Source organism: Mycobacterium lepromatosis, from assembly GCF_000975265.2.
GTDB lineage: Bacteria > Actinomycetota > Actinomycetes > Mycobacteriales > Mycobacteriaceae > Mycobacterium > Mycobacterium lepromatosis.
Genome location: NZ_CP083405.1, coordinates 2,681,843 through 2,699,443, shown reverse-complemented (window position 1 = coordinate 2,699,443; position 17,601 = coordinate 2,681,843). Strand labels below are relative to the sequence as shown.

Here is a 17,601-nt window from a genome sequence, read left to right as displayed (position 1 = left end):
CGACAGAAACAGAAGGAGTGTTTATAGTCATGACGTTACATGTGGTTCCTGAGCGGCTTGCCGCGACCAGTGCGGCGGTGGCGGCGCTGACGGCACGGCTGGAGGCCGCGCATGCTACCGCGTTTCCATGGATCGCTGCGGTGGTGCCGCCGGCGGCGGATCCGGTGTCGATGCAGACCGCCGCTGGGTTCAGTGCTCAGGGTCAAGAGCACGCTGTGGTGGCGAGGCAAGGTGTTGAAGAGCTGGGCAGCGCCGGTATCGGTGTGAAAAAAGCCGGTATAGACTATGCAACCAGTGATGCCGCGGCGGCTTCGACGTATGGGATCGTGGACAGCTGACGATGAGCGCGACTGTCTGGATGGCCTCGCTGCCGAAAGTGCATTCGTTGTCGTTGAGCTCTGGTGCCGGCCCGGGACTGCTGCTGGCTACGGCTGCCGCATGGAGCATGCTAAGTGCTGAATACAGCGCGGTGGCAGCAGAGCCCGGTGCGCTCCTAGCATCATCAGTTCCAGGAAGGTCAGCCTGTGTGGCTGTGGGGTTAGCTACCCGGTATGAAGCTGCAGCAAAAGAATACACTAGTGCAGTAGCGATGATGCGGATGCTAGTTGAGTCGGTTGCCAACCGCATCATCCACGGGGTATCGGTTGCGACGAAATTCTTTGGTGTCAATGCGATCCCGATCGCGCTCAATGTGGCCGACTATCTGCGAATGTGGGCCCAGACCGTCGCCACTATTGGCCTCCGATTAGGAGGCCAATAGTGGCGACGGTGGTCTCGGCTCCGCGCATCATCTCGGCGGCGAGTTCGGCGTATGCATCCTCGTCGAGGCCGACAAGTTCGGTGGGGACCCTGGTATTTGTGCCCGCCGCGGGCGGCGGCGTAAGCGTCCTGCCAGTCTTTGTGGCGGACACCGGCAGTATTGCCTACATGGTGGGTGGTGTTAACTATTCAGGAGAGGTCTTCGGGCTGACGGTAGATGGCTGCGGCGGTGCCGCGTTGTGCGATTACGGCGCTGAATTCTTGGATCCGGATGCCAATATCGGCGTTACTTTCGATTGCCCCACGTCGGCGTTCGGCCGGTGGGCTGGGGAGCTCGGATTTGCCGGGACCGCGCATAAAGAAGCCTGCCGAGGTGCCCAACTATAATCAACTATATAGAGGTGGGCTGTCCATGTGAGTTGGTAATGAATTCGGTGGCGGCCCACAAGTGCTGAGGGTGTCGGTACCTGGGATCAGGATCCGGAAGATCTTGCCAAGCTCAGCCAAGCCAACACAATCGGTTCGGGAGAAGGGGCTCGGACAGTTAATAAAGCAGTTTTCCCTTGCTCGCTCGTTAATGGTCATAATATGAAAATAGAGTACAGAAAGGATGCAATTGTTGTGAGTCTTTTAGATGTTCATATCCCACAGCTGGTCACCTCGGAGTCGGCGTTCGGTGCCAAGGCGGCGTTGATGCGCAGCAAGATTCATGAGGCTGAGTGTGAGGCGATATCGGCGCAGGCGTTTCACCAGGGGGAGAGCTCGGCGGCATTTCAGTCCGCGCATGCTCAGTTTGTCTCCGCGGCCGAGAGAATCAACACCCTGCTCGATATTGCGCAGCAGCATTTGGGTGAGGCTGCAGAGACGTATGTGGCTGCCGATGCCACGGCTGCGTCGACTTACGCTACCGGGCTATGACTCGACTAGGCTAATGACCGAAAGGATTTGTGATGACACAGATTATGTACAATTACTCAGCAATGTTGGATCACGCCGGGAATATGTCAGCCTGTGCCGGCGATTTGCATGGGGTGAGCATCGACATCGCTGCCGAGCAGGCTGCCCTGCAGGCTGGCTGGGCGGGCGATACTGGGATGACTTATCAGGTCTGGCAAGTGCAGTGGAACCAGGCCACGGAAGAGATGGTGCGGGCCTACCGCGCAATGGCTAGCACTCACCAAAACAACACCTTGGCTATGCTTGCCCGCGACCAAGCTGAAGCCGCCAAATGGGGTGGCTAATCGTGCGGTCATGAAGGTCGATCCCAACGCCGTTGAGCTGACGGTCGATCACGCGTGGTTCATTGCGGAAGTCATTGGAGCGGGCAGTTTCCCGTGGGTTCTGGCGATTACCACACCGTATCGCGACGCTGAGGAACGGAGTTCCTTTGTCGAACGTCAAGTTGATGAACTGACACGGATGGGTTTGTTGTTGGCAGGAAACTCCATCGACTCGGCAGTCGCTGATTGGATCAGGGTGGTGTGTTTCCCTGATCGATGGCTCGATCTCCGTTACTTAAGGTTTGCGTCGGCCGCTGGCGACAGCGAGCTGCTACGTGGCATGGTTGCACAGCGTGCTGGCGTCAGCGACAAAACCGTGGTCGCGCTGCGCAGTGCGCAGTTGATCACTTTTACCGCAATGGATATCGATGACCCGCTCAGGCTGGTGCCGATTCTCGGCGCCGGTTTGGCACAGCGGCCACCGGCGCGCTTCGACGAGTTCAGCATGCCGATGCGGGTCGGCGTTCGGGCCGACGAGCGATTGCGGTCCGGCGCTTCGTTAGCGGAAGTTGCTGATTACCTGGGTATTCCTACATCGGCGCGGCCGGTGGTCGAATCGGTGTTCTCCGGTCCTCGAAGCTACGTCGAGATAGTTGCCGGCTGCCGCCGCGATGGGAAGCATGCTACCACCGAGGTCGGGATGAGTATCGTTGACACCACCACGGGCCGCGTGTTGGTCAATCCGTCCCGCGCATTCGACGGCGAGTGGGTGTCCACGTTCAGCCCAGGTACTCCCTTTGCTATCGCTGTCGGAATCGAACAGCTGACTGCCACCTTGCCAGAGGGCCAATGGTTCCCTGGCCAGCGGCTGGCTCGAGATTTCTCTTACCAGGCTTCATAGCCAGACTACGACGCGGGCCGTAAGCCCGAGCAGGAGATTGGCAAGTCAAAACAGTCGGATGACACAGCAGTAGTGAAAACCACGGCCACGTAGACGATGCGGCCGTCAATAGATTAGAAGATTAGAGAGAAAACGATGTACCAAGTATGGCGTACGTCTTTGCAGAACAATTTTGTGAGGACCCGGTGACGCCCGGTGCCGTCATGCCGATCGTCCGCGTAGCCGTTCTCGCGGATAGCCGGTTGACAGAAATGGCCCTGCCCGCCGAATTGCCGTTGCGCGAAATCCTGCCCGCGGTAAAGCGTTTAGTGGTCCCTGCAGTGTCGGATGGCGATTCTCCACTGGCTGCCAGCGCGAGTTCGCGCCTGAGCCTGGCTCCTATCGGTGGAGCGCCATTCAGCCTGGATGCCAGCCTGGACACCGTTGGAGTCGTCGACGGTGACCTGCTCGCATTGCAGCCGGTGCCAGTCGGTCCGGCAGCGCCCGGTATTGTCGAGGACATCGCTGATGCCGCGATGATCTTCTCGACCTCTCGGCTACAGTCGTGGGGCCCGAAGCATATTCGACGCGGTGCGCTGGCCGCGGTGACTGCCGTGGCCGTTGCGGCAACTGGGCTGGGTGTCACCTATCGGGCAGTCACCGGCGCGTTGACCGGATTGCTCGTGGTCATTGCGATCGCGGTGTGTATTGCATCGGGTGGTTTAGTGCTTAGGTCACGTGCGGCACGCACCGGGTTGGTATTGTCGATTGCAGCGCTGGTACCCATCGGTGCCGTTTTTGCGTTGGTGGTACCCGGCATATTCGGGCCAGCGCAGGTGTTGTTGGCCTCCGCAGGTGTTACCGCGTGGTCCCTAATTGCCCTGATCGTTCCTGGTCCTGAACGCGCGCCGGTCGTTGCCTTCTTCACAGCTACGGTGGTGATCGGGGCTGCTGTGATGTTGGCAGCCGGTGCTGAATTGCTTTGGCAGCTAACGCCATCGACCATTGGCTGTGGATTGATTGTGACGGCTCTGATGGTTACCGTCGAGGCAGCTCAGCTCTCCGCGTTGTGGGCGCGGTTCCCATTGCCGGTGATCCCGGCACCGGGTGATCCGACCCCGTCGGCGCCGTCGTTTCAGGTGCTTGAGGACTTGCCGCGGCGGGTGCGCATCAGTGATGCTCATCAGAGCGGTTTTATCGCTGCCGCCGCGCTGCTCAGCATGCTGGGCTCAGTGGCTATCGTATTGCGTCCTGAGACGGTGAGTAGTGTGGGTTGGTATGTGGTCGCGGCAACCGGGGCTACGGCCACGCTGCGTGCCCGTGTGTGGGATTCGGCCTCCTGTAAAGCCTGGCTGCTTGCCCAGCCGTACTTGGTCGCCAGCGTGCTGCTGGTGTTTTACACTGCTACGGGATGTTACTTCGCTGCTTGGGTTGCGATGCTGGTGCTCGTCGTGGTTGCGCTGGCATGGACAGTGGTCGCGCTCAACCCGCGCATCGCCTCGCCGGATAGCTATTCGCTGCCGTTGCGCCGCCTGCTGGGCATGGTCGCCTCCGGTCTTGATGCTTCACTGATCCCTGCCATGGCCTATCTGGTCGGTCTTTTCAGCTGGGTACTCGATCGATGATGCGTTCTGGATTTCGAATTGGACTAGCCGGTATTGCAACGACTTTGGTCGTTTTCCAGGCAACGTTGTTGCAAGGCTGTCCGTGGGCACTCGCAGTCAGTCCGCCGGTAGTCGATCCAGGTGTACCACCGCCGAGCGGCGCATCGGGACCCGTGCAGATGATGCAACGACGCGGCCCATGTAGCACCTCTGGAGTCATCCCGGGCACCGATCTAGGCATCGTGACATCCAGTCAGTCGATGCTGAATCTTCCTGCAGCATGGCAGTTTTCCCGTGGCGAAGGTCAACTGGTGGCGATCGTCGATACTGGGGTAAGGCCAGGACCGCGGCTGCCCAACGTCGAGGCTGGCGGCGACTATGTGGAATCGAGCGACGGCCTGACCGATTGCGACGGGCACGGAACCCTGGTCGCCGGAATAGTCGCCGGCCAACCCGCTCCGTCTGGTGAGGACGGTTTTTCGGGTGTCGCACCCGCGGCGCGGTTGCTGTCCATCCGGGTGACCTCCGCCAAGTTCTCGTTGCGATCGCTAGGTGGCGATCCGCAGCTTACGCAGGCGTCCCTCGAGGTGACCGCGCTCAGCCGGGCTATTGTGCATGCCGCCGACCTCGGCGCGCGGGTGATCCACATCTCTGCGATAACTTGCTTGCCCGCCGATCGGCTCATTGACCAGTCTAAACTTGGTGCTGCGATCCGCTATGCGGCGGTGGACAAGGATGTCCTGATCGTGGCCGCTGCGGGCAATACCGGGTCGACCGGAACGATTGTTGGGAGCATGAACTGTGAGTCCAACCCACTCACCGACTTGGGCCGCCCGGATGATCCGCGGAACTGGGCGAGCGTTACTTCGGTCTCCATTCCGTCGTGGTGGCAGCCCTACGTGCTGTCGGTGGCATCGCTGACACCGGGTGGGCGGCCATCGAAATTCACCATGGCCGGGCCGTGGGTGGGTATTGCGGCGCCGGGCGAAAACATTGTTTCGGTGAGCAACCGTGACAGTGGAGATTTGGCTAACGGCCTGCCCAACGATCGCGACCAACAGATCGCGCTGAATGGCACCAGCTATGCGGCCGGCTACGTATCGGGTGTCGCGGCGTTGGTTCGCAGCAGGTATCCGGAACTGACCGCTACACAGGTGATGCGCCGTATCACTGCGACTGCGCACGTTGGTGCCCGGGTGCTCTCCAACGTCGTTGGCGCCGGTACTTTGGACCCTGTGGCAGCACTGACCTGGGACCTGCCCGCAACCAACGATTCGCCTCTAGTCCCAGTAAAGCAAGTAACTGTACCGCCGGCACCAGCACCGAAAGACAACACACCGCGAAACGTTGCGTTTGCAGGGACTGCCGCTTTGGTTGTGGCGGTCGCGGTTGTAGTCGGGACGACCACAATTGCTGCACGCCGCCGAGAGGATTCCACCCTGTGAGTGCGCACCGATCACGCCCGGCTGCTATGTGGCCGGGCAGTAGCCGGATTACGCTTGCGCTGCTGGCCGTTGTGCCCGCGCTGATGGCGTACCCCTGGTGGTTGACTCGCAGCTACTGGTTGCTTGGCAGCGCGGTGCTTGTCGTGGTCGTGTTGTTCGGCGGGTGGCGGGGGCTGTACTTGACCACCATCTTGCGCCGACGACTGGCGATGATGTGGCGCCGGGGTCGGCCAGTCAGCGAATCCGGCTCTGCTACGCGGACAACCGTGCTGCTGCGGATGGAGCCACCGACCGGCGGTCCAGAAATGATTCCGCTGCTGTTGCTTACTCGGTACCTAAACTGCTACGGCATCCGCGCCGACAGTATACGAATAACCAGCCGCGACAACGAATCCGACGGTGCACGGTGCGAGACCTGGATAGGGTTGACAGTGTCGGCGGCGAAAAACCTGGCGGCGTTGCAGGCGCGTTCATCGCGGATCCCGTTGCAGGAGACTGCCCAGGTTGCGGCGCGTCGGCTCGCTGACCACCTTCGTGAAATCGGTTGGGAGGTCAGCTTGGCCTTGCCTGATGACATCCCACGGTTGATCACGGCTGCTGGTGACGAGACGTGGCGCTGGATGCAGCAAGGCGCGGATTACCTTACCGCCTACCGGGTTAGTATCGATGACGAATTGCCTGGCACGTTGGATGCGGTCCGGTCATGCCCAACGCGCGAGACTTGGACGGCGCTAGAGATCGCCGGCACCGGATCAAGTAACCGCAAAACTATTGCGGCTGCGTGTGCTTTTCTCACCGATACTGCTCCGCAAGGGGCCGCACCATTGGCAGGATTGACCCCGCAACATGGAAATCACCTGCCGGCGCTGGCGATGTTGGATCTGTTCTCTACTCAACGACTTGACGGACACACGGATATGGACGCCGACTTGCTGACCCGGCTCCGCTGGCTTACTTCTGCGGCCGGGCCCCATCGTGCATCGCGACCCGAAGCTGATAGTCGAACATGAACATGCCTGGGTGCAGGAAAGCACTCATCTGGCGCAGGTTGTCCAGCTGATTTACGTGCAGTACGTGACTTCCGGGGAACTAATGCAGTGCACACCGAATCCTAACTTTTCCACAGCATTACGGCTTGACGTGGTGGAGCCAACCGGTCACTGAGACCGGTGATGATCATACTACGGTCCTTGGACAACCGCGGCTTGTAGTTCAGCGGACAGCGTTAGGCGTTCTCAGCGACATCGGAGATCTGCAGGGCCTCGAGGATGATTGCTTTACTCACCGGATCGGATAATCCGTTCAGTGAAACCACTGAGGCTTCGGGAGAAATAATAGAAACCGCCTACTGGTGAGAACTTTTCAGCCCACGGACTGTTGAACGGCAACGATAGCATAACGTCGCAGCCGGACTGGGTAATACCAAGGTGGTGAGAAAAACCATCCGTTGAGCAGCTAGACGATCCCATGAAATCATGAATGATGTACAGCTTGGGACGCGATCCGCCAGCAGTGTCAGTGCTGCGCATGTCCAATGTTGTTGGACCTCAGCACGCACCATTTCTTATTGATCGCGGTAAAGTTGCTGGCGAACACGGTGTTGTCGGCTGTGCCGTGCGTAACCTGCTAGGAGAGCAGATGGGCTGGCCTCGGCGAGACCTGGGGCAATTGGGGTGGATGGCGCTAACGACTTCACCGGATCCTGCTAGGGTGTCAGTCCGGCGTCACCGTTGTAGTCAGCACCGACGCGGCCCAGGTACGCAGCGCTATGTCGATAGTGTTTGCGCTGATGGCCACGCGTTCCTGAGCCGATAACGCCGAGTAGGGGGGATAATACGTCGACGCCGGCTGGTACGTCGACACCAAAGACGTTGGGAGTGAAATCGAAAGATTGATCGTATCCTGTTCGACTGTAACGAATGTCTATGTATCAAGCTTTTTAGCGATGGTCTTATATTTAAAGGCTTTTTCGGTTCTATGCAGAATTTGAGAAGACTCAGGCAGTTTCAGGGAACCAAACGGTAATATGGCTTGGCTTTATCAACCACGAATGACGGTGTTTATCAGGAGTACTGACATGTGGGATCGTGACGTGTCTCTGGCTTTTGTGGATCATCGCAGCCTCACCGTTTTATTTTATTATTGCCTGTCCAGGCTGGGTGCTGACTGGGCGAGCCGGGGGGTCGATCGTGGTTGCGGCCCAGGGCATCCGAAACATTACCCGAACAGAAGTTAGCCTTCACCATACCATTCGCTGTGGACGCAGCCAGGTATCGGTGCATCGATTCGGTTCTACCTTTGGGTGACTTGCGCACCTGGCAACCCCAGCCCGACATCGACGTGGTAGTCAGTGACGCGACTTTGCAATGGGTACCCCGAACACCCCGAACTGATGGTTCGGCGGTCGGGTAAACCGGGGGCCGGTTCGTGGCTCGCCGTTCAGGTTCCGGGCAACTTTGAGGCGACGTCACACGCCGCAATACAGGTTGTCGTCTATCTGTAACTGTATGCGAATACCATACTCGACATGCCATTTCGAATGGAAGGTGTGGTCCATTCGCCGGTGTACTAAACCGAGATACTGCTGGATGCCGGCTACAAGGCCGACGTGGCAGAGACCATATACCTGCGCCAACTCACCGGTGAGAACCCGATGTTGGAGCGGGCCAACGGATCTGCGCTAGTATCGATACAGGAGCGGCTACTCGAGGAGTTCTGGAGCAGTTTCGCTAGGAACGCATTCCGCTGCTGACCGACACCCAGCTGTTTCAGCCTGATGGCATGACGATCTTGCCGTTCCAGCATCGGCGAGGGTGTCAGGCAGCTGGTCTTGCCCGATCGCCTCAAGAATACTGCCGAAAATTGTGGTTAGGTTGCGTCACAACGCCGAGTACGCGATGTCGATCGGCGTGATCGTCTCCTCGGCTACCCAAGCTCGCCAGCTGTTTTCCTGATATCGTAAGAGCTCGGCGATGCGGGCGATGGCACCAGCGTGATGCACTATAGTCCGCGAATTAGCACTCCGGATGAGATGCGACGGTTCGTCCCGACGAGCCGGCCCGGATATCCCACTATAGATCTAGCAGTGGTCGGTGCGCGTAGTTTTCGATATAGCTGTATTCCTTTGTGCAGATTGCTTTAATCGGATCATATGGAGTCGTGGTAGGTATTTGGTGGTGTAGGCGTGATAGCTGATGTGGTTGTCCGAAGCGCGCAGCAGGCCGGTGTGCGACACGCTGTCGATATCGGCCGACATGTCCGGTTCTGTCAGTTCTAACAGCGTCGTGACCAGGTAGACACTGCTGAATAGTTCGTCGTAGACGCAGGGGGGCAGTGCCCGGGTGGTGGGCGTGCGGATGACTAGTGGAATTCCGGGTCTGGCGTTATATAACGTGGATTTAGCCTGAAAGCACTCCTTGCCGTGATAGGCGAAGAACATCACCCAAGTATGGGCGCTGAGGCAGGTCTGAGTCAGTGTGTCCAATACTGGCTCGACAGCGGCGTCGGCGGTAGATTGGTAGAACTCGGCGAGGTTTTGCGCACCTTTGGGGTGTCAGGTAGGTGGTCAGGCAGATCGACGGCAGCACTGTCGACGGATTGGTAGTGTTCATGCGGGTAGGGTCGTTGGTTTTCAAAGAACCCGGTTGTCAACAGAAATGACTGTCCGGCCAGCCCGACTCGCTGTCGCTTCGTCAGTCCTGGTCCTTGTTTATTACCCACTCGCAGTAGGAGTTCGACACGTAGACCACGTCGACCCCCAGCAGTTTACGGCAGCATGCATGCTGCATGACGAAAAGAACTGAAATACAAGCTTTATTCGGACAATATCTGGATAAGAGTGCTGCCCCGGCATGGTATTAATTGTAATCAGCTAGGCCGATCAGTCTATTGGGTGTACGGGTAGCGACCGATGAATGGTGATCCCCGGGACTGCGAGTACAGAGGTGCGATGGTATGAACCCTGGTGACCAGAATGCTCTCGCTGGCCAGCTGATCCATCTGCATGCTGGATACATCCAAGGTGTCTGTATACGCTCAGCTGGCGCCCTAGGTCATGCCAGGGAACGATCAGCAGGTTGTCTTTTCTGTCGTTACGTTGCCGTTCTCTAGCTGTGCGCAACCTGTCATTTTCGACATATCATCCGGCGCCGACACCGCACTGGCGCGACGGGTGTCTACAAGCAGTGCCCAGCGCAGGACCAGGTTATGCTCGAATGCTGTTGGTTAACAATGTGTTGTTACTTATTCCCATAGTTGCCAACCAACCCGGGTTTGGCGTTGCCGTCGATTTTCCAGTAGCCCACCGAGGTGGCTGTGGTGGGCCAGGCAGTAGCGCGATACGTTAACGTTCAATTCACCGGTGTGTCACCGTACAGTAACCCTGTGAGAGTTGGTGGCCTTGACCACCAGGGACGGACTTGACTGGTTGATCGCCGATGAGCGGCCCTCTGATGGTCAGGCTTGGACTGCTTCTGTCGCGGTTGACTCCATCGGTTCTCAGATACGAATTCTGACAGCGGTTGCGCGAACGCCAGTCGCCTACTACCACCGCATGCTGATCCGAAAACTTGGGCACCGGTCCCAGATACAGGATGGCCATCGGTTGGTATTGCTTAGTAGGTGTTGCCTGCCGTTCGGGATCGAACAGGGATACCCAGCCCATGCAAAACCTTCGGAGTGAGCTGCCAGCCACAAGTTCTGGATAGCGCACGATACCATGCTAGGTTTCTCCACGCTAGCGTGCGTCGGCCGAAGACGTGTCTTTCGCGGTCATTGCACAGCGCCACCACCAAGAGCTCGGCGCACTCGAGAATGCCCTCGACCTTCAGCGGCAGAAATTCCTAGGCCCGTGGTCCCAGGGTTTGTGCGATAAGCGTGCGCTCTTCGTCGATCAGTGCGTGAATCCGTCCGCGCAGCGGCTCGTCGGTGGTCCGAATGAAGCGCCGCGGCTGCGTCAGATCGACACTGGGCGCGGCATGTGCGGCTTGTTGGCTTTGTAACCAAGCACGTCAGCACATCGGGTGGCATTACGACGCCCGACGCGAACCGGCGCATGTCTGGCCGTTGGGCGATCACGCGGTATACAGCCCGGCCCTCTTGGGTATTGAATGCGTGATCGGTCACCAGGCCATGGGAGGAAATTGTAGCTAGGGTGAATCGTGTCGAAAAGATGGAGTATCCGGTGAAGGCTTTCTAATGTGCTTGACTAATTGCTTGCCGATCGCCCTGTCAGAGGTGTCTGCGGCGATCCTTATGGGATGGCTGATGGGGCCACTGTAATTCCGGGTGCCAGGATTCGCGCCGGTCGTGTTCGAAGTCGTTTCAACGGTGGTTAGCAGGTCACCTAGAGTGGCCAGGACGCCGCAGTCTTCGGCTGTACCGTGGCTGGTAAATGGGCGTATTCATTGTCCACGGGGCCAGGCATTTTGGGTGCCTACCGTGGATTCCAGGCGGGGTAACGCTGATTGGCATGATCACCAGCCTGGTGGCGGTGGTAACAGGAACCCTATAGTAGTGCTGCGTTAGCCGACCTGGCCACGGATCGTGGATTGTAATACATGACGCCGACCCCACAGAAGACGTATTCAGCTGGGGCACCATAAAGCTAGTGATAAGAGCGGCAGGCTTGCCTGCACATCGTCACCGATGACGTCCTTGTAATGTCAGAGACAGGTGGCCTCTAAGCTTCGGGTCGGCCTGGGCAACGTCGAGAGAACTGCAGCCTGGTGGGACGATGTTTCAGTTTTCGCAGCACCAGCCTGTGCCTGGTTTCAGCGCCAGTTGTCGACCAGATCAACCTCGGCGCCACCTGCAGTGTCGCCAGAACCGTCGAGCCGGTTGCCGATGCCGGGTCACTTGCGAATGAGGCCTTCATCCAACCATTATACCCCCGAGTCTCACTTAAAGTGTATATTACACTACTTCATAATTGATTATTATATTATTCCACTTGTATAAAATATTCTGTACATATAAAATTACGTGTATGGCCGGCACGAAAAAATCCTTGTAGCTGCTAATTCCTTTGGTCGCCATCGCGGTTTACATGGTCATCTGGATGGGTCACCAGCAGGATCGGAACTGGTTGCAGAGCGTTGATGGCTGCTGTTGAACGCTACACACGGCAATGAGGTGGGTGCGGTTCCGGGACGACGTCTCTTTTGTCTCGGGTCCGATCTCGTTGCGAGTGCTGGGCGTAGCGGTTGTGCTGGTGCCGTTTGCCGCCCGCGACGATCGGTGACGATGCTGATGAACGTACCGTCGACCTTATTTCCATCTGGCCACGCGCTTAAATGACGGCCAGCGTGCTCGCGCTGCTTATCATCGTGGTGCTGCTGTTTAGTAGCGCAATGCGTTGCGACAAGATCACAGCGCAGCGACCTAATCGAATCTCAGGTTTTACTTGACCATGAGTCCAGGTGGGTCTGATCATGAAAACCTATGTGCCGACTGATAGCTCTGCTGAGTGCCGTGGTCTGTGCAGGTTCGGCCACTTTAGTACTTGCACCTATCGGTGCTGCGGCCGGAGGTGCCTGGTTCGCAAACACGGTGGGCAATGCCACGCAGGTGGTTGCGGTTGTGAGTACCGGCGGGTCGAACGCGAAAATGGATATCTATCAGCGCACCATCACGGGCTGGCAACCGCTCAAGACTGGTATTCCTACCCACGTCGGCTCGGCAGGTATGGTGGCGCAGGCCAAGAGTGGCTATCCAGCCACCCCAATGGGAGTCTACAGTCTTGACGCCGCTTTTGGTACTGCGCCGAATCCCGGTAGCCGGCTGCCCTACACCCAAGTCGGGCCCAATCATTGGTGGAACGGCGATGACCATAGCCCAACCTTTAACACCATGCAGGTGTGCCAGAAATCACAATGCCAATTCAATACGACAAAAAGTGAGAACCTACAAGTCTCGTCATACAAGCATGCGGTGGTCATGGGTGTCAACAAGGCTAAGATTCCCGGAGATGGTTCTGCGTTCTTTTTTCACACCAACGGTGGTGGACCGACGGAGGGTTGCGTAGCGATCGACGACGTGACGCTGGTGCAGATCCTTCGTTGGTTGTGGCCCGGCGCCGTGATTGCTATAACAAAGTAGGACCAGGTTTTGACTGTGGACTGAACTGTATGAAAAGGTTTCGCTTCTTCGCACGGTTATCACTTGGGGTTGGCAGGCCGATGGTAGCGTTAATATGCGACCGGGTTTCACGTGCCACCGTCGGTGCGCTGGTACTGTTCGCGGTGAAAATCCTTACCGATCAGCATGAAATTGAACCCGGCGACGATAACCCGATTTTGTAAAACACCACGTTGCTGATGCGGTATTGTCGGTTACAAAGATTTACTGATGTATCACACGATGTTCGATGATGAAAGTCGGGACAAACGCTGAGCGCATCTAGTACGCCAGGTCGCCGCGGTTGGTGAAGTGCAACTCCTCGCCCAACGAGGAGCCATAGTCGCCAGAAAGGTCGGTCCGGTGAAGGTATCGGTGCAGTCGTGCCAGTGTGTGGTATCTAGTGCGCGTAGGTACCGGATACTCGACCTGCTTAATTGCTTTTACGCCGGCGGTTGCATCGTGAACGCTCATTTACCCCATGTGCAGCACATGCAGGTTTCGCCGAAGACTCGTCACGTGACTAGTTTTGAGTCATGAGCTATGCCTGAAGCCGGTACGCACTCACTGTTGTCCTGCAACGAGAGTTAGCAACCTTGGTTCCCGAATGGCTGGTGATCGCATATGATCGACCGCTCCGTCATGACCTGGTGTGTGCAGGAGTTCGGTTACGAAGCAATGTTGCAGACAACCATCGAGGAATGGGCGACGCTAGCCTGGTCTATACCAAGCTCATGTAGCAGGCGCTGAACTTTGACGGCAACTATGTGTCGACCCCTGTCAAGGGTCTGTAGCTCGACATCTGTGCTCTGCCGCAGGTCATAGATTTCCGCCCACGGCACGACCTCGGGGTGCTTCTTGAAGTAGCTCCCGGCGCTGGTGCTCGGCCATGCCTCCCCAAACACCGAACTCGACCTTGTTGTCCAACGCGTCCACGTCACACTCCTGTATTACCGGGCAGGGATGACAGATCACCGCGGCTTTAGGTTGAGTTGATGGGTGATCCCGGTTAGGTTTCGGCATGTGTCATATCATCGGAGGATCCAACGTCAATACCACCGCGCCATCGATTAATCCGCGCGCAGATGTGTCCCATCCACCTCCAGCCCTTAACATACGGCAACGCATCGCGGTGACCGTCACCATTGGCAAGGTGCGCCAGGTGGTCTAGTGTATTACGGTGTTGCACCTGGTTCGCGAAACCAACTCGACCAGTTGGGACCTTGCCGCCGTTGGCTCTTCCGACGAGGTCTTGGCGGATTACTCGAGTCCACTGCTATCCAACCTCGATTTTTTTGGAGCTTCCTCGTACTTAGCCCTAATGCGGATGGACGACTAAGGGTAACTGCAGATGCACCTGTTGTATCTGTTGTTTGCGGTCGCAGTGTGTGTCCGCACGGCGGTCGACAACGACTTGGCGGTTTCAGTTGGCACCCGCCAACTGATTGACCGCGACCTGGTGGCTGTCGCTGAGCACATTCACCGCGCGTTGGCATTTCCGGCGGCATCGAGGGCGTGGTACGGTTGTTGAAGTTGCATCCTATGCTGAACCCGGCTAGCAGCATGTCTGTCGAAATGGCAGCGAATCTGCTAGCTATTAATCTTTCTCCGTACTACGTCGACGGAGCGTGAATATCTTTTTGCTCAAAGAATTCCGTGCGCCCGTTGCAGGGGATTGCTTACCTTGTCGTCTCCGCACCTCCAGGTTCGGATCAGTAGGATGAGCACTTATTGGACCCCAGAATCAGCGCAAACCGATACTGTTACAATTGAACTACCAGAGGGCTATGATCACCAAGGTCAGGCGTGGGTTCACATTACAGTTCGAGCCGAGTGACTGGCTACCGCTCACTGTGATGTGAACGCAATGCGCGATGGTCTCGGGATCGATTGCGCATTATGACTTTTCAAGTATTCAAGGGGATCGACCCCCTCTTGTATCAAGGTGGCAGCGGTATCACTTCTGTTACATAATCGCATCAACAAGATACCAATTAGGTGGACAACGGTGTGGTTACAATCTAACCGCGGCTATAGCTAAGGCTAGCCTTCTACGACCCGCTGGTGCTGTCGATCATCCCCACCAACCTCGCTGCCTCATCTAATGGACGTCTTCCGGAGAATCTTCGTGCTGTGTGGACCCTTTATCAACACTATTCATCGAAAATCCCTGTTTCCGAGTATAAAATCCGAATATGACCGACTCTGGCTGGTGCGTGAGTAGCTTTACGGAGTGGTGACTCTGTGGTCTCCAATGAGCTTTCGGTCGATCCCGTTCGGGTGGATAACGTCAAGCTGCTAAAGAGTTGTTATTTACCGACACTGTTACAGAATTGGCTGCCGATTTTGGTTAATGGCGTTGCAGCATAAGCTGACTCGTGACGAGCTGGAAGATCTGATCCAGGACCTACCGACCGGAGTCATCTACGCATGTCGACGACATGTTGGTGCGTCAGTGCAAGAGTTGGACAGACTTATGAGGCGGTAGTCGCCGTCGGCGGCTTGCTAGCACCACGCTTGTCAATGAACGTTTAGCGGTGCTCAGCCGCAGACCGGTCATGACCATGTCGCAGCCCGTGTTCGCAGCTGCCTGCGGTGCTTTGTTGCTAGCCTTAAGCGAAGAAGAGCTGGACATACGGACGCGGACATCCGTCGGCCTGTCCGCGGTGGCTTCCGGTAGCGGCGTGATCGAACTACCGGCCGGCTTGGACGCTGGGGTGTTGGTGGTTGACGCTGATGCCTTGACCAAGCGCCAGTTGGCATGGTCGCAGGCCGAATACCTGGGGATTTATCAGAGCGGTTTGGCAGCGATGCGTTCTACGAAGCCGATCCGGCAGGTTGGGGTCAGTACGGCTAAACGTGATCGAGCCGCCCTAGGACAGTCCTGGCGGCGCTTCCAGGTTCACAGCTGATCATCGTGCTGTGCGCCTTGGTGGCAATGATCGCGATCGGGGTGTGACATACACGTTGGCGTGTATACAGAAGCCCGGAGCTCCGGCGGTGCCCGCCGTCGCACCCCGGCCGACACTGCTGACCCGTTCGGTGGCACCGATTCCGGTCCCCCATCGTTGACCTTCGCGCCGGTCCCAAGCGTTACTATGCTGCTGCTAAGCAGTGCTGTGACACCGCCTCCACCCCAGGTGGTTGTGACAACAGCGTCATTGGTGGTGACCAAGGCACCCGTCGTACCAACGACTTAAGCTGTCGACCACCACCATGATGACGCCGACCACGACCATCTCGCCGCCTCCGGCTACGACAACCCTCACTGTGGTGATGACGACTCAGTGGTTGCACGTGCCGTTCATACCGCCACCTGGATTCCGCCGCATCCGGTTGACGGCAATCTACCGAACCTGTTCTAGGTACCGGCGAGTATCTAAGCCAACTTAGCTTGATCAGGTGATTGGGTCGGTGCCCGGCTGCACGCTTTACCCCCAGCACGGCCCAGGCTGATGGCGGATTGGCGTTATGATGCCTCGTTATGCTGGCCAAAATTTGATAAACCTGCCAACTGATTGATGGCTTACCGCGTGGTGCTTCAGTCCGCTCAAACCGTGGCTAGCAGCTAGGCGGCGTTTGCTGTCCCTTGGAAATTCGGATGACCAATGAACATCTTCCTTGGGGTAGTCCATGGTACTCACGGCCGGTCTCCTTGGTGTTGATCGAGGGAGAGAATGTCGAGGGCGTCACCGTCGAGCAGTACACGTTCCAGCTAGCTGCCGGTGGGGATTCGGCGACTTCATAGTCGCCCCGTTATTCGCTGCCGCAGTATTGCGCAGACGGTTGGCGCTGGGATCGGTTACCAGCTCATCGCCATGTTATTTGTTAAAGCCAGACAACGCGATGTTGGCTGTCGTTGATGTTGCCGGCGGCGTTCGGTGCGCCTAAGCCGGCTGGCGCCGAACCCACCTCGCGGCCGGACGGTGTAATTACTTATCGGCTGCGGGACCGACGTCATCGCACCCATGCCTGGACTCTAAGCGTGAGCTTTGCTCGAGGTCGGCGTCCCTGAGGAACCGGAGATGGCGCTGGCCCGCGGGGCTGCTCTAGCGTTGACGAACGCGCCGCTATTCGCGGCTTCGACTGACTCCCTGGCTTGTTGTGCTGGACAGTGCACCGGCGAAGTTAACCCCCGTGTGCTGAGTCCGACGGACCTCGACGTTTGCGCACATGCTGATACGGGTAAAATCTTCTGGCCCTACAGTGCTCTGTATGACGACCAGACCGTGCAGAGACGTGGGACCCTCATACTAGCCGGTAGTGCGGTGGCGGGGATAGCGGCCATCCGTGTGGTCGCTGGTGGTGATTTCATCGTTGTTTAACACTCGCTCAGTGGCCCAGCTCTCGCACCGGCGTCGTTACTCCTGCGATTCGGGCGTCGCCCATCCTGCTGTCGTCGCCGTTGCCTGCTCCCAGCTCTGCCCCGGCTTCGCCCCCAACCATGGTGAACATGCCGCCTGCGACACCTCGTCGGGTGTCGTCTTGGCCTGTCCTGGTTACCACCCCGCCGGTTGCAGTGCCTTCTCCACCGTAACCGCCTGTCGAGATTCAACAGTTCGCTCCGGTCATGATGT

17 protein-coding genes and 4 pseudogenes are annotated in these 17,601 nt (G+C 57.7%); 14 read left to right on the top strand and 7 right to left on the bottom strand.

Annotation, left to right across the window (positions count from 1 at the left end; all coding sequences use genetic code 11):
• Positions 1–29 precede the first annotated feature (29 nt).
• The 9 genes from MLPF_RS12860 to eccE all read left to right on the top strand — a co-directional run bounded on the left by MLPF_RS12860 (position 30) and on the right by eccE (position 6,918).
• A complete protein-coding gene (locus tag MLPF_RS12860; RefSeq protein ID WP_045843898.1) occupies positions 30–338 on the top strand; it encodes a PE family protein in 309 nt (102 codons plus the stop codon).
• Positions 339–340: 2 nt separating this feature from the next.
• The gene (locus MLPF_RS12855; protein ID WP_050039382.1) at positions 341–760 is read left to right on the top strand and encodes a PPE family protein; all 420 of its coding nucleotides are present in this window, start codon (positions 341–343) and stop codon (positions 758–760) included.
• Positions 760–1,146, top strand: a complete 387-nt coding sequence (locus MLPF_RS12850; protein WP_045843897.1) for a hypothetical protein — start codon at positions 760–762, stop codon at positions 1,144–1,146. The genes MLPF_RS12855 and MLPF_RS12850 overlap by 1 nt, the downstream gene beginning before the upstream one ends.
• Before the next feature lie 234 nt (positions 1,147–1,380).
• Entirely contained in the window at positions 1,381–1,677 is a 297-nt protein-coding gene (locus tag MLPF_RS12845) for a WXG100 family type VII secretion target (RefSeq protein WP_045843903.1), read from the top strand.
• Between the two features lie 32 nt (positions 1,678–1,709).
• Positions 1,710–2,000 carry a WXG100 family type VII secretion target gene (locus MLPF_RS12840; protein ID WP_045843896.1) on the top strand — a complete coding sequence of 97 codons (291 nt, stop codon included), beginning with the start codon at positions 1,710–1,712 and terminating at the stop codon, positions 1,998–2,000.
• Positions 2,001–2,010: 10 nt separating this feature from the next.
• Positions 2,011–2,880 carry an ESX secretion-associated protein EspG gene (locus tag MLPF_RS12835; protein ID WP_045843902.1) on the top strand — a complete coding sequence of 290 codons (870 nt, stop codon included), beginning with the start codon at positions 2,011–2,013 and terminating at the stop codon, positions 2,878–2,880.
• Positions 2,881–3,026: 146 nt separating this feature from the next.
• Positions 3,027–4,484 carry a type VII secretion integral membrane protein EccD gene (gene eccD, locus MLPF_RS12830; RefSeq protein ID WP_237817211.1) on the top strand — a complete coding sequence of 486 codons (1,458 nt, stop codon included), beginning with the start codon at positions 3,027–3,029 and terminating at the stop codon, positions 4,482–4,484.
• Complete coding sequence (mycP, locus tag MLPF_RS12825; protein ID WP_045843894.1) at positions 4,481–5,908, top strand: type VII secretion-associated serine protease mycosin; 1,428 nt, start codon at positions 4,481–4,483, stop codon at positions 5,906–5,908. The genes eccD and mycP overlap by 4 nt, the downstream gene beginning before the upstream one ends.
• Before the next feature lie 26 nt (positions 5,909–5,934).
• Positions 5,935–6,918 carry a type VII secretion protein EccE gene (gene eccE / locus MLPF_RS12820; RefSeq protein WP_175266500.1) on the top strand — a complete coding sequence of 328 codons (984 nt, stop codon included), beginning with the start codon at positions 5,935–5,937 and terminating at the stop codon, positions 6,916–6,918.
• Between the two features lie 703 nt (positions 6,919–7,621).
• Here eccE and MLPF_RS12815 read toward each other — a convergent pair.
• Entirely contained in the window at positions 7,622–7,771 is a 150-nt protein-coding gene (locus MLPF_RS12815; RefSeq protein ID WP_156147302.1) for a hypothetical protein, read from the bottom strand.
• A 214-nt stretch (positions 7,772–7,985) separates the two neighbouring features.
• On the opposite strand from MLPF_RS12815, the pseudogene MLPF_RS16555 reads away from it, so the two are divergent.
• Positions 7,986–8,821: pseudogene (locus tag MLPF_RS16555) on the top strand (class I SAM-dependent methyltransferase).
• Here the strand turns inward: MLPF_RS16555 and MLPF_RS17965 are convergent.
• From MLPF_RS17965 to MLPF_RS12795, 3 genes and pseudogenes are all read right to left on the bottom strand, one after another.
• On the bottom strand, positions 8,787–8,975 hold the full coding sequence (locus MLPF_RS17965) for a Stf0 family sulfotransferase (protein ID WP_420329661.1): 189 nt from the start codon (positions 8,973–8,975) through the stop codon (positions 8,787–8,789). The pseudogene MLPF_RS16555 and the gene MLPF_RS17965 overlap by 35 nt on opposite strands.
• A 12-nt stretch (positions 8,976–8,987) precedes the next feature.
• Positions 8,988–9,392: a hypothetical protein gene (locus MLPF_RS12800; RefSeq protein ID WP_156147301.1), complete on the bottom strand. Its 405-nt coding sequence runs from the start codon at positions 9,390–9,392 to the stop codon at positions 8,988–8,990.
• Between the two features lie 994 nt (positions 9,393–10,386).
• Positions 10,387–11,032, bottom strand: a pseudogene (locus MLPF_RS12795) (nitroreductase family protein); the annotation flags it as partial.
• 1,317 nt (positions 11,033–12,349) lie between these two features.
• Here MLPF_RS12795 and MLPF_RS12790 point away from each other — a divergent pair.
• Positions 12,350–13,006: a L,D-transpeptidase family protein gene (locus MLPF_RS12790; RefSeq protein WP_045843890.1), complete on the top strand. Its 657-nt coding sequence runs from the start codon at positions 12,350–12,352 to the stop codon at positions 13,004–13,006.
• Between the two features lie 113 nt (positions 13,007–13,119).
• On the opposite strand, the pseudogene MLPF_RS16545 reads toward MLPF_RS12790, so the two are convergent.
• Together MLPF_RS16545 and MLPF_RS12785 are read right to left on the bottom strand one after the other, a co-directional pair.
• A pseudogene (locus MLPF_RS16545) lies at positions 13,120–13,498 on the bottom strand (nuclear transport factor 2 family protein); the annotation flags it as partial.
• Between the two features lie 323 nt (positions 13,499–13,821).
• Positions 13,822–14,020, bottom strand: a pseudogene (locus tag MLPF_RS12785) (WhiB family transcriptional regulator); the annotation flags it as partial.
• 355 nt (positions 14,021–14,375) lie between these two features.
• Here MLPF_RS12785 and MLPF_RS12780 point away from each other — a divergent pair.
• The 3 genes from MLPF_RS12780 to MLPF_RS12770 all read left to right on the top strand — a co-directional run bounded on the left by MLPF_RS12780 (position 14,376) and on the right by MLPF_RS12770 (position 17,349).
• Positions 14,376–14,555: a hypothetical protein gene (locus tag MLPF_RS12780; protein ID WP_050039377.1), complete on the top strand. Its 180-nt coding sequence runs from the start codon at positions 14,376–14,378 to the stop codon at positions 14,553–14,555.
• A gap of 1,027 nt (positions 14,556–15,582) precedes the next feature.
• Positions 15,583–15,936, top strand: coding sequence for a hypothetical protein (locus MLPF_RS12775; protein WP_050039376.1), 354 nt, complete (start codon positions 15,583–15,585; stop codon positions 15,934–15,936).
• Between the two features lie 1,080 nt (positions 15,937–17,016).
• Positions 17,017–17,349 carry a DUF7159 family protein gene (locus tag MLPF_RS12770; RefSeq protein ID WP_045843888.1) on the top strand — a complete coding sequence of 111 codons (333 nt, stop codon included), beginning with the start codon at positions 17,017–17,019 and terminating at the stop codon, positions 17,347–17,349.
• Positions 17,350–17,356: 7 nt separating this feature from the next.
• On the opposite strand, the gene MLPF_RS12765 is transcribed toward MLPF_RS12770, so the two are convergent.
• Positions 17,357–17,530 (bottom strand): hypothetical protein, encoded by a 174-nt coding sequence (locus MLPF_RS12765; RefSeq protein WP_156147299.1) that lies wholly within the window; start codon positions 17,528–17,530, stop codon positions 17,357–17,359.
• Positions 17,531–17,601 lie beyond the last annotated feature (71 nt).

Coding starts and splice junctions, on each gene's coding strand:
- MLPF_RS12860 (WP_045843898.1), top strand. CDS start 30: ATGACGTTACATGTGGTTCCTGAGCGGCTTGCCGCGACCAGTGCGGCG.
- MLPF_RS12855 (WP_050039382.1), top strand. CDS start 341: ATGAGCGCGACTGTCTGGATGGCCTCGCTGCCGAAAGTGCATTCGTTG.
- MLPF_RS12840 (WP_045843896.1), top strand. CDS start 1,710: ATGACACAGATTATGTACAATTACTCAGCAATGTTGGATCACGCCGGG.
- MLPF_RS12835 (WP_045843902.1), top strand. CDS start 2,011: ATGAAGGTCGATCCCAACGCCGTTGAGCTGACGGTCGATCACGCGTGG.
- eccD (WP_237817211.1), top strand. CDS start 3,027: ATGGCGTACGTCTTTGCAGAACAATTTTGTGAGGACCCGGTGACGCCC.
- mycP (WP_045843894.1), top strand. CDS start 4,481: ATGATGCGTTCTGGATTTCGAATTGGACTAGCCGGTATTGCAACGACT.
- eccE (WP_175266500.1), top strand. CDS start 5,935: ATGTGGCCGGGCAGTAGCCGGATTACGCTTGCGCTGCTGGCCGTTGTG.
- MLPF_RS12790 (WP_045843890.1), top strand. CDS start 12,350: ATGTGCCGACTGATAGCTCTGCTGAGTGCCGTGGTCTGTGCAGGTTCG.
- MLPF_RS12780 (WP_050039377.1), top strand. CDS start 14,376: ATGCACCTGTTGTATCTGTTGTTTGCGGTCGCAGTGTGTGTCCGCACG.
- MLPF_RS12775 (WP_050039376.1), top strand. CDS start 15,583: ATGACCATGTCGCAGCCCGTGTTCGCAGCTGCCTGCGGTGCTTTGTTG.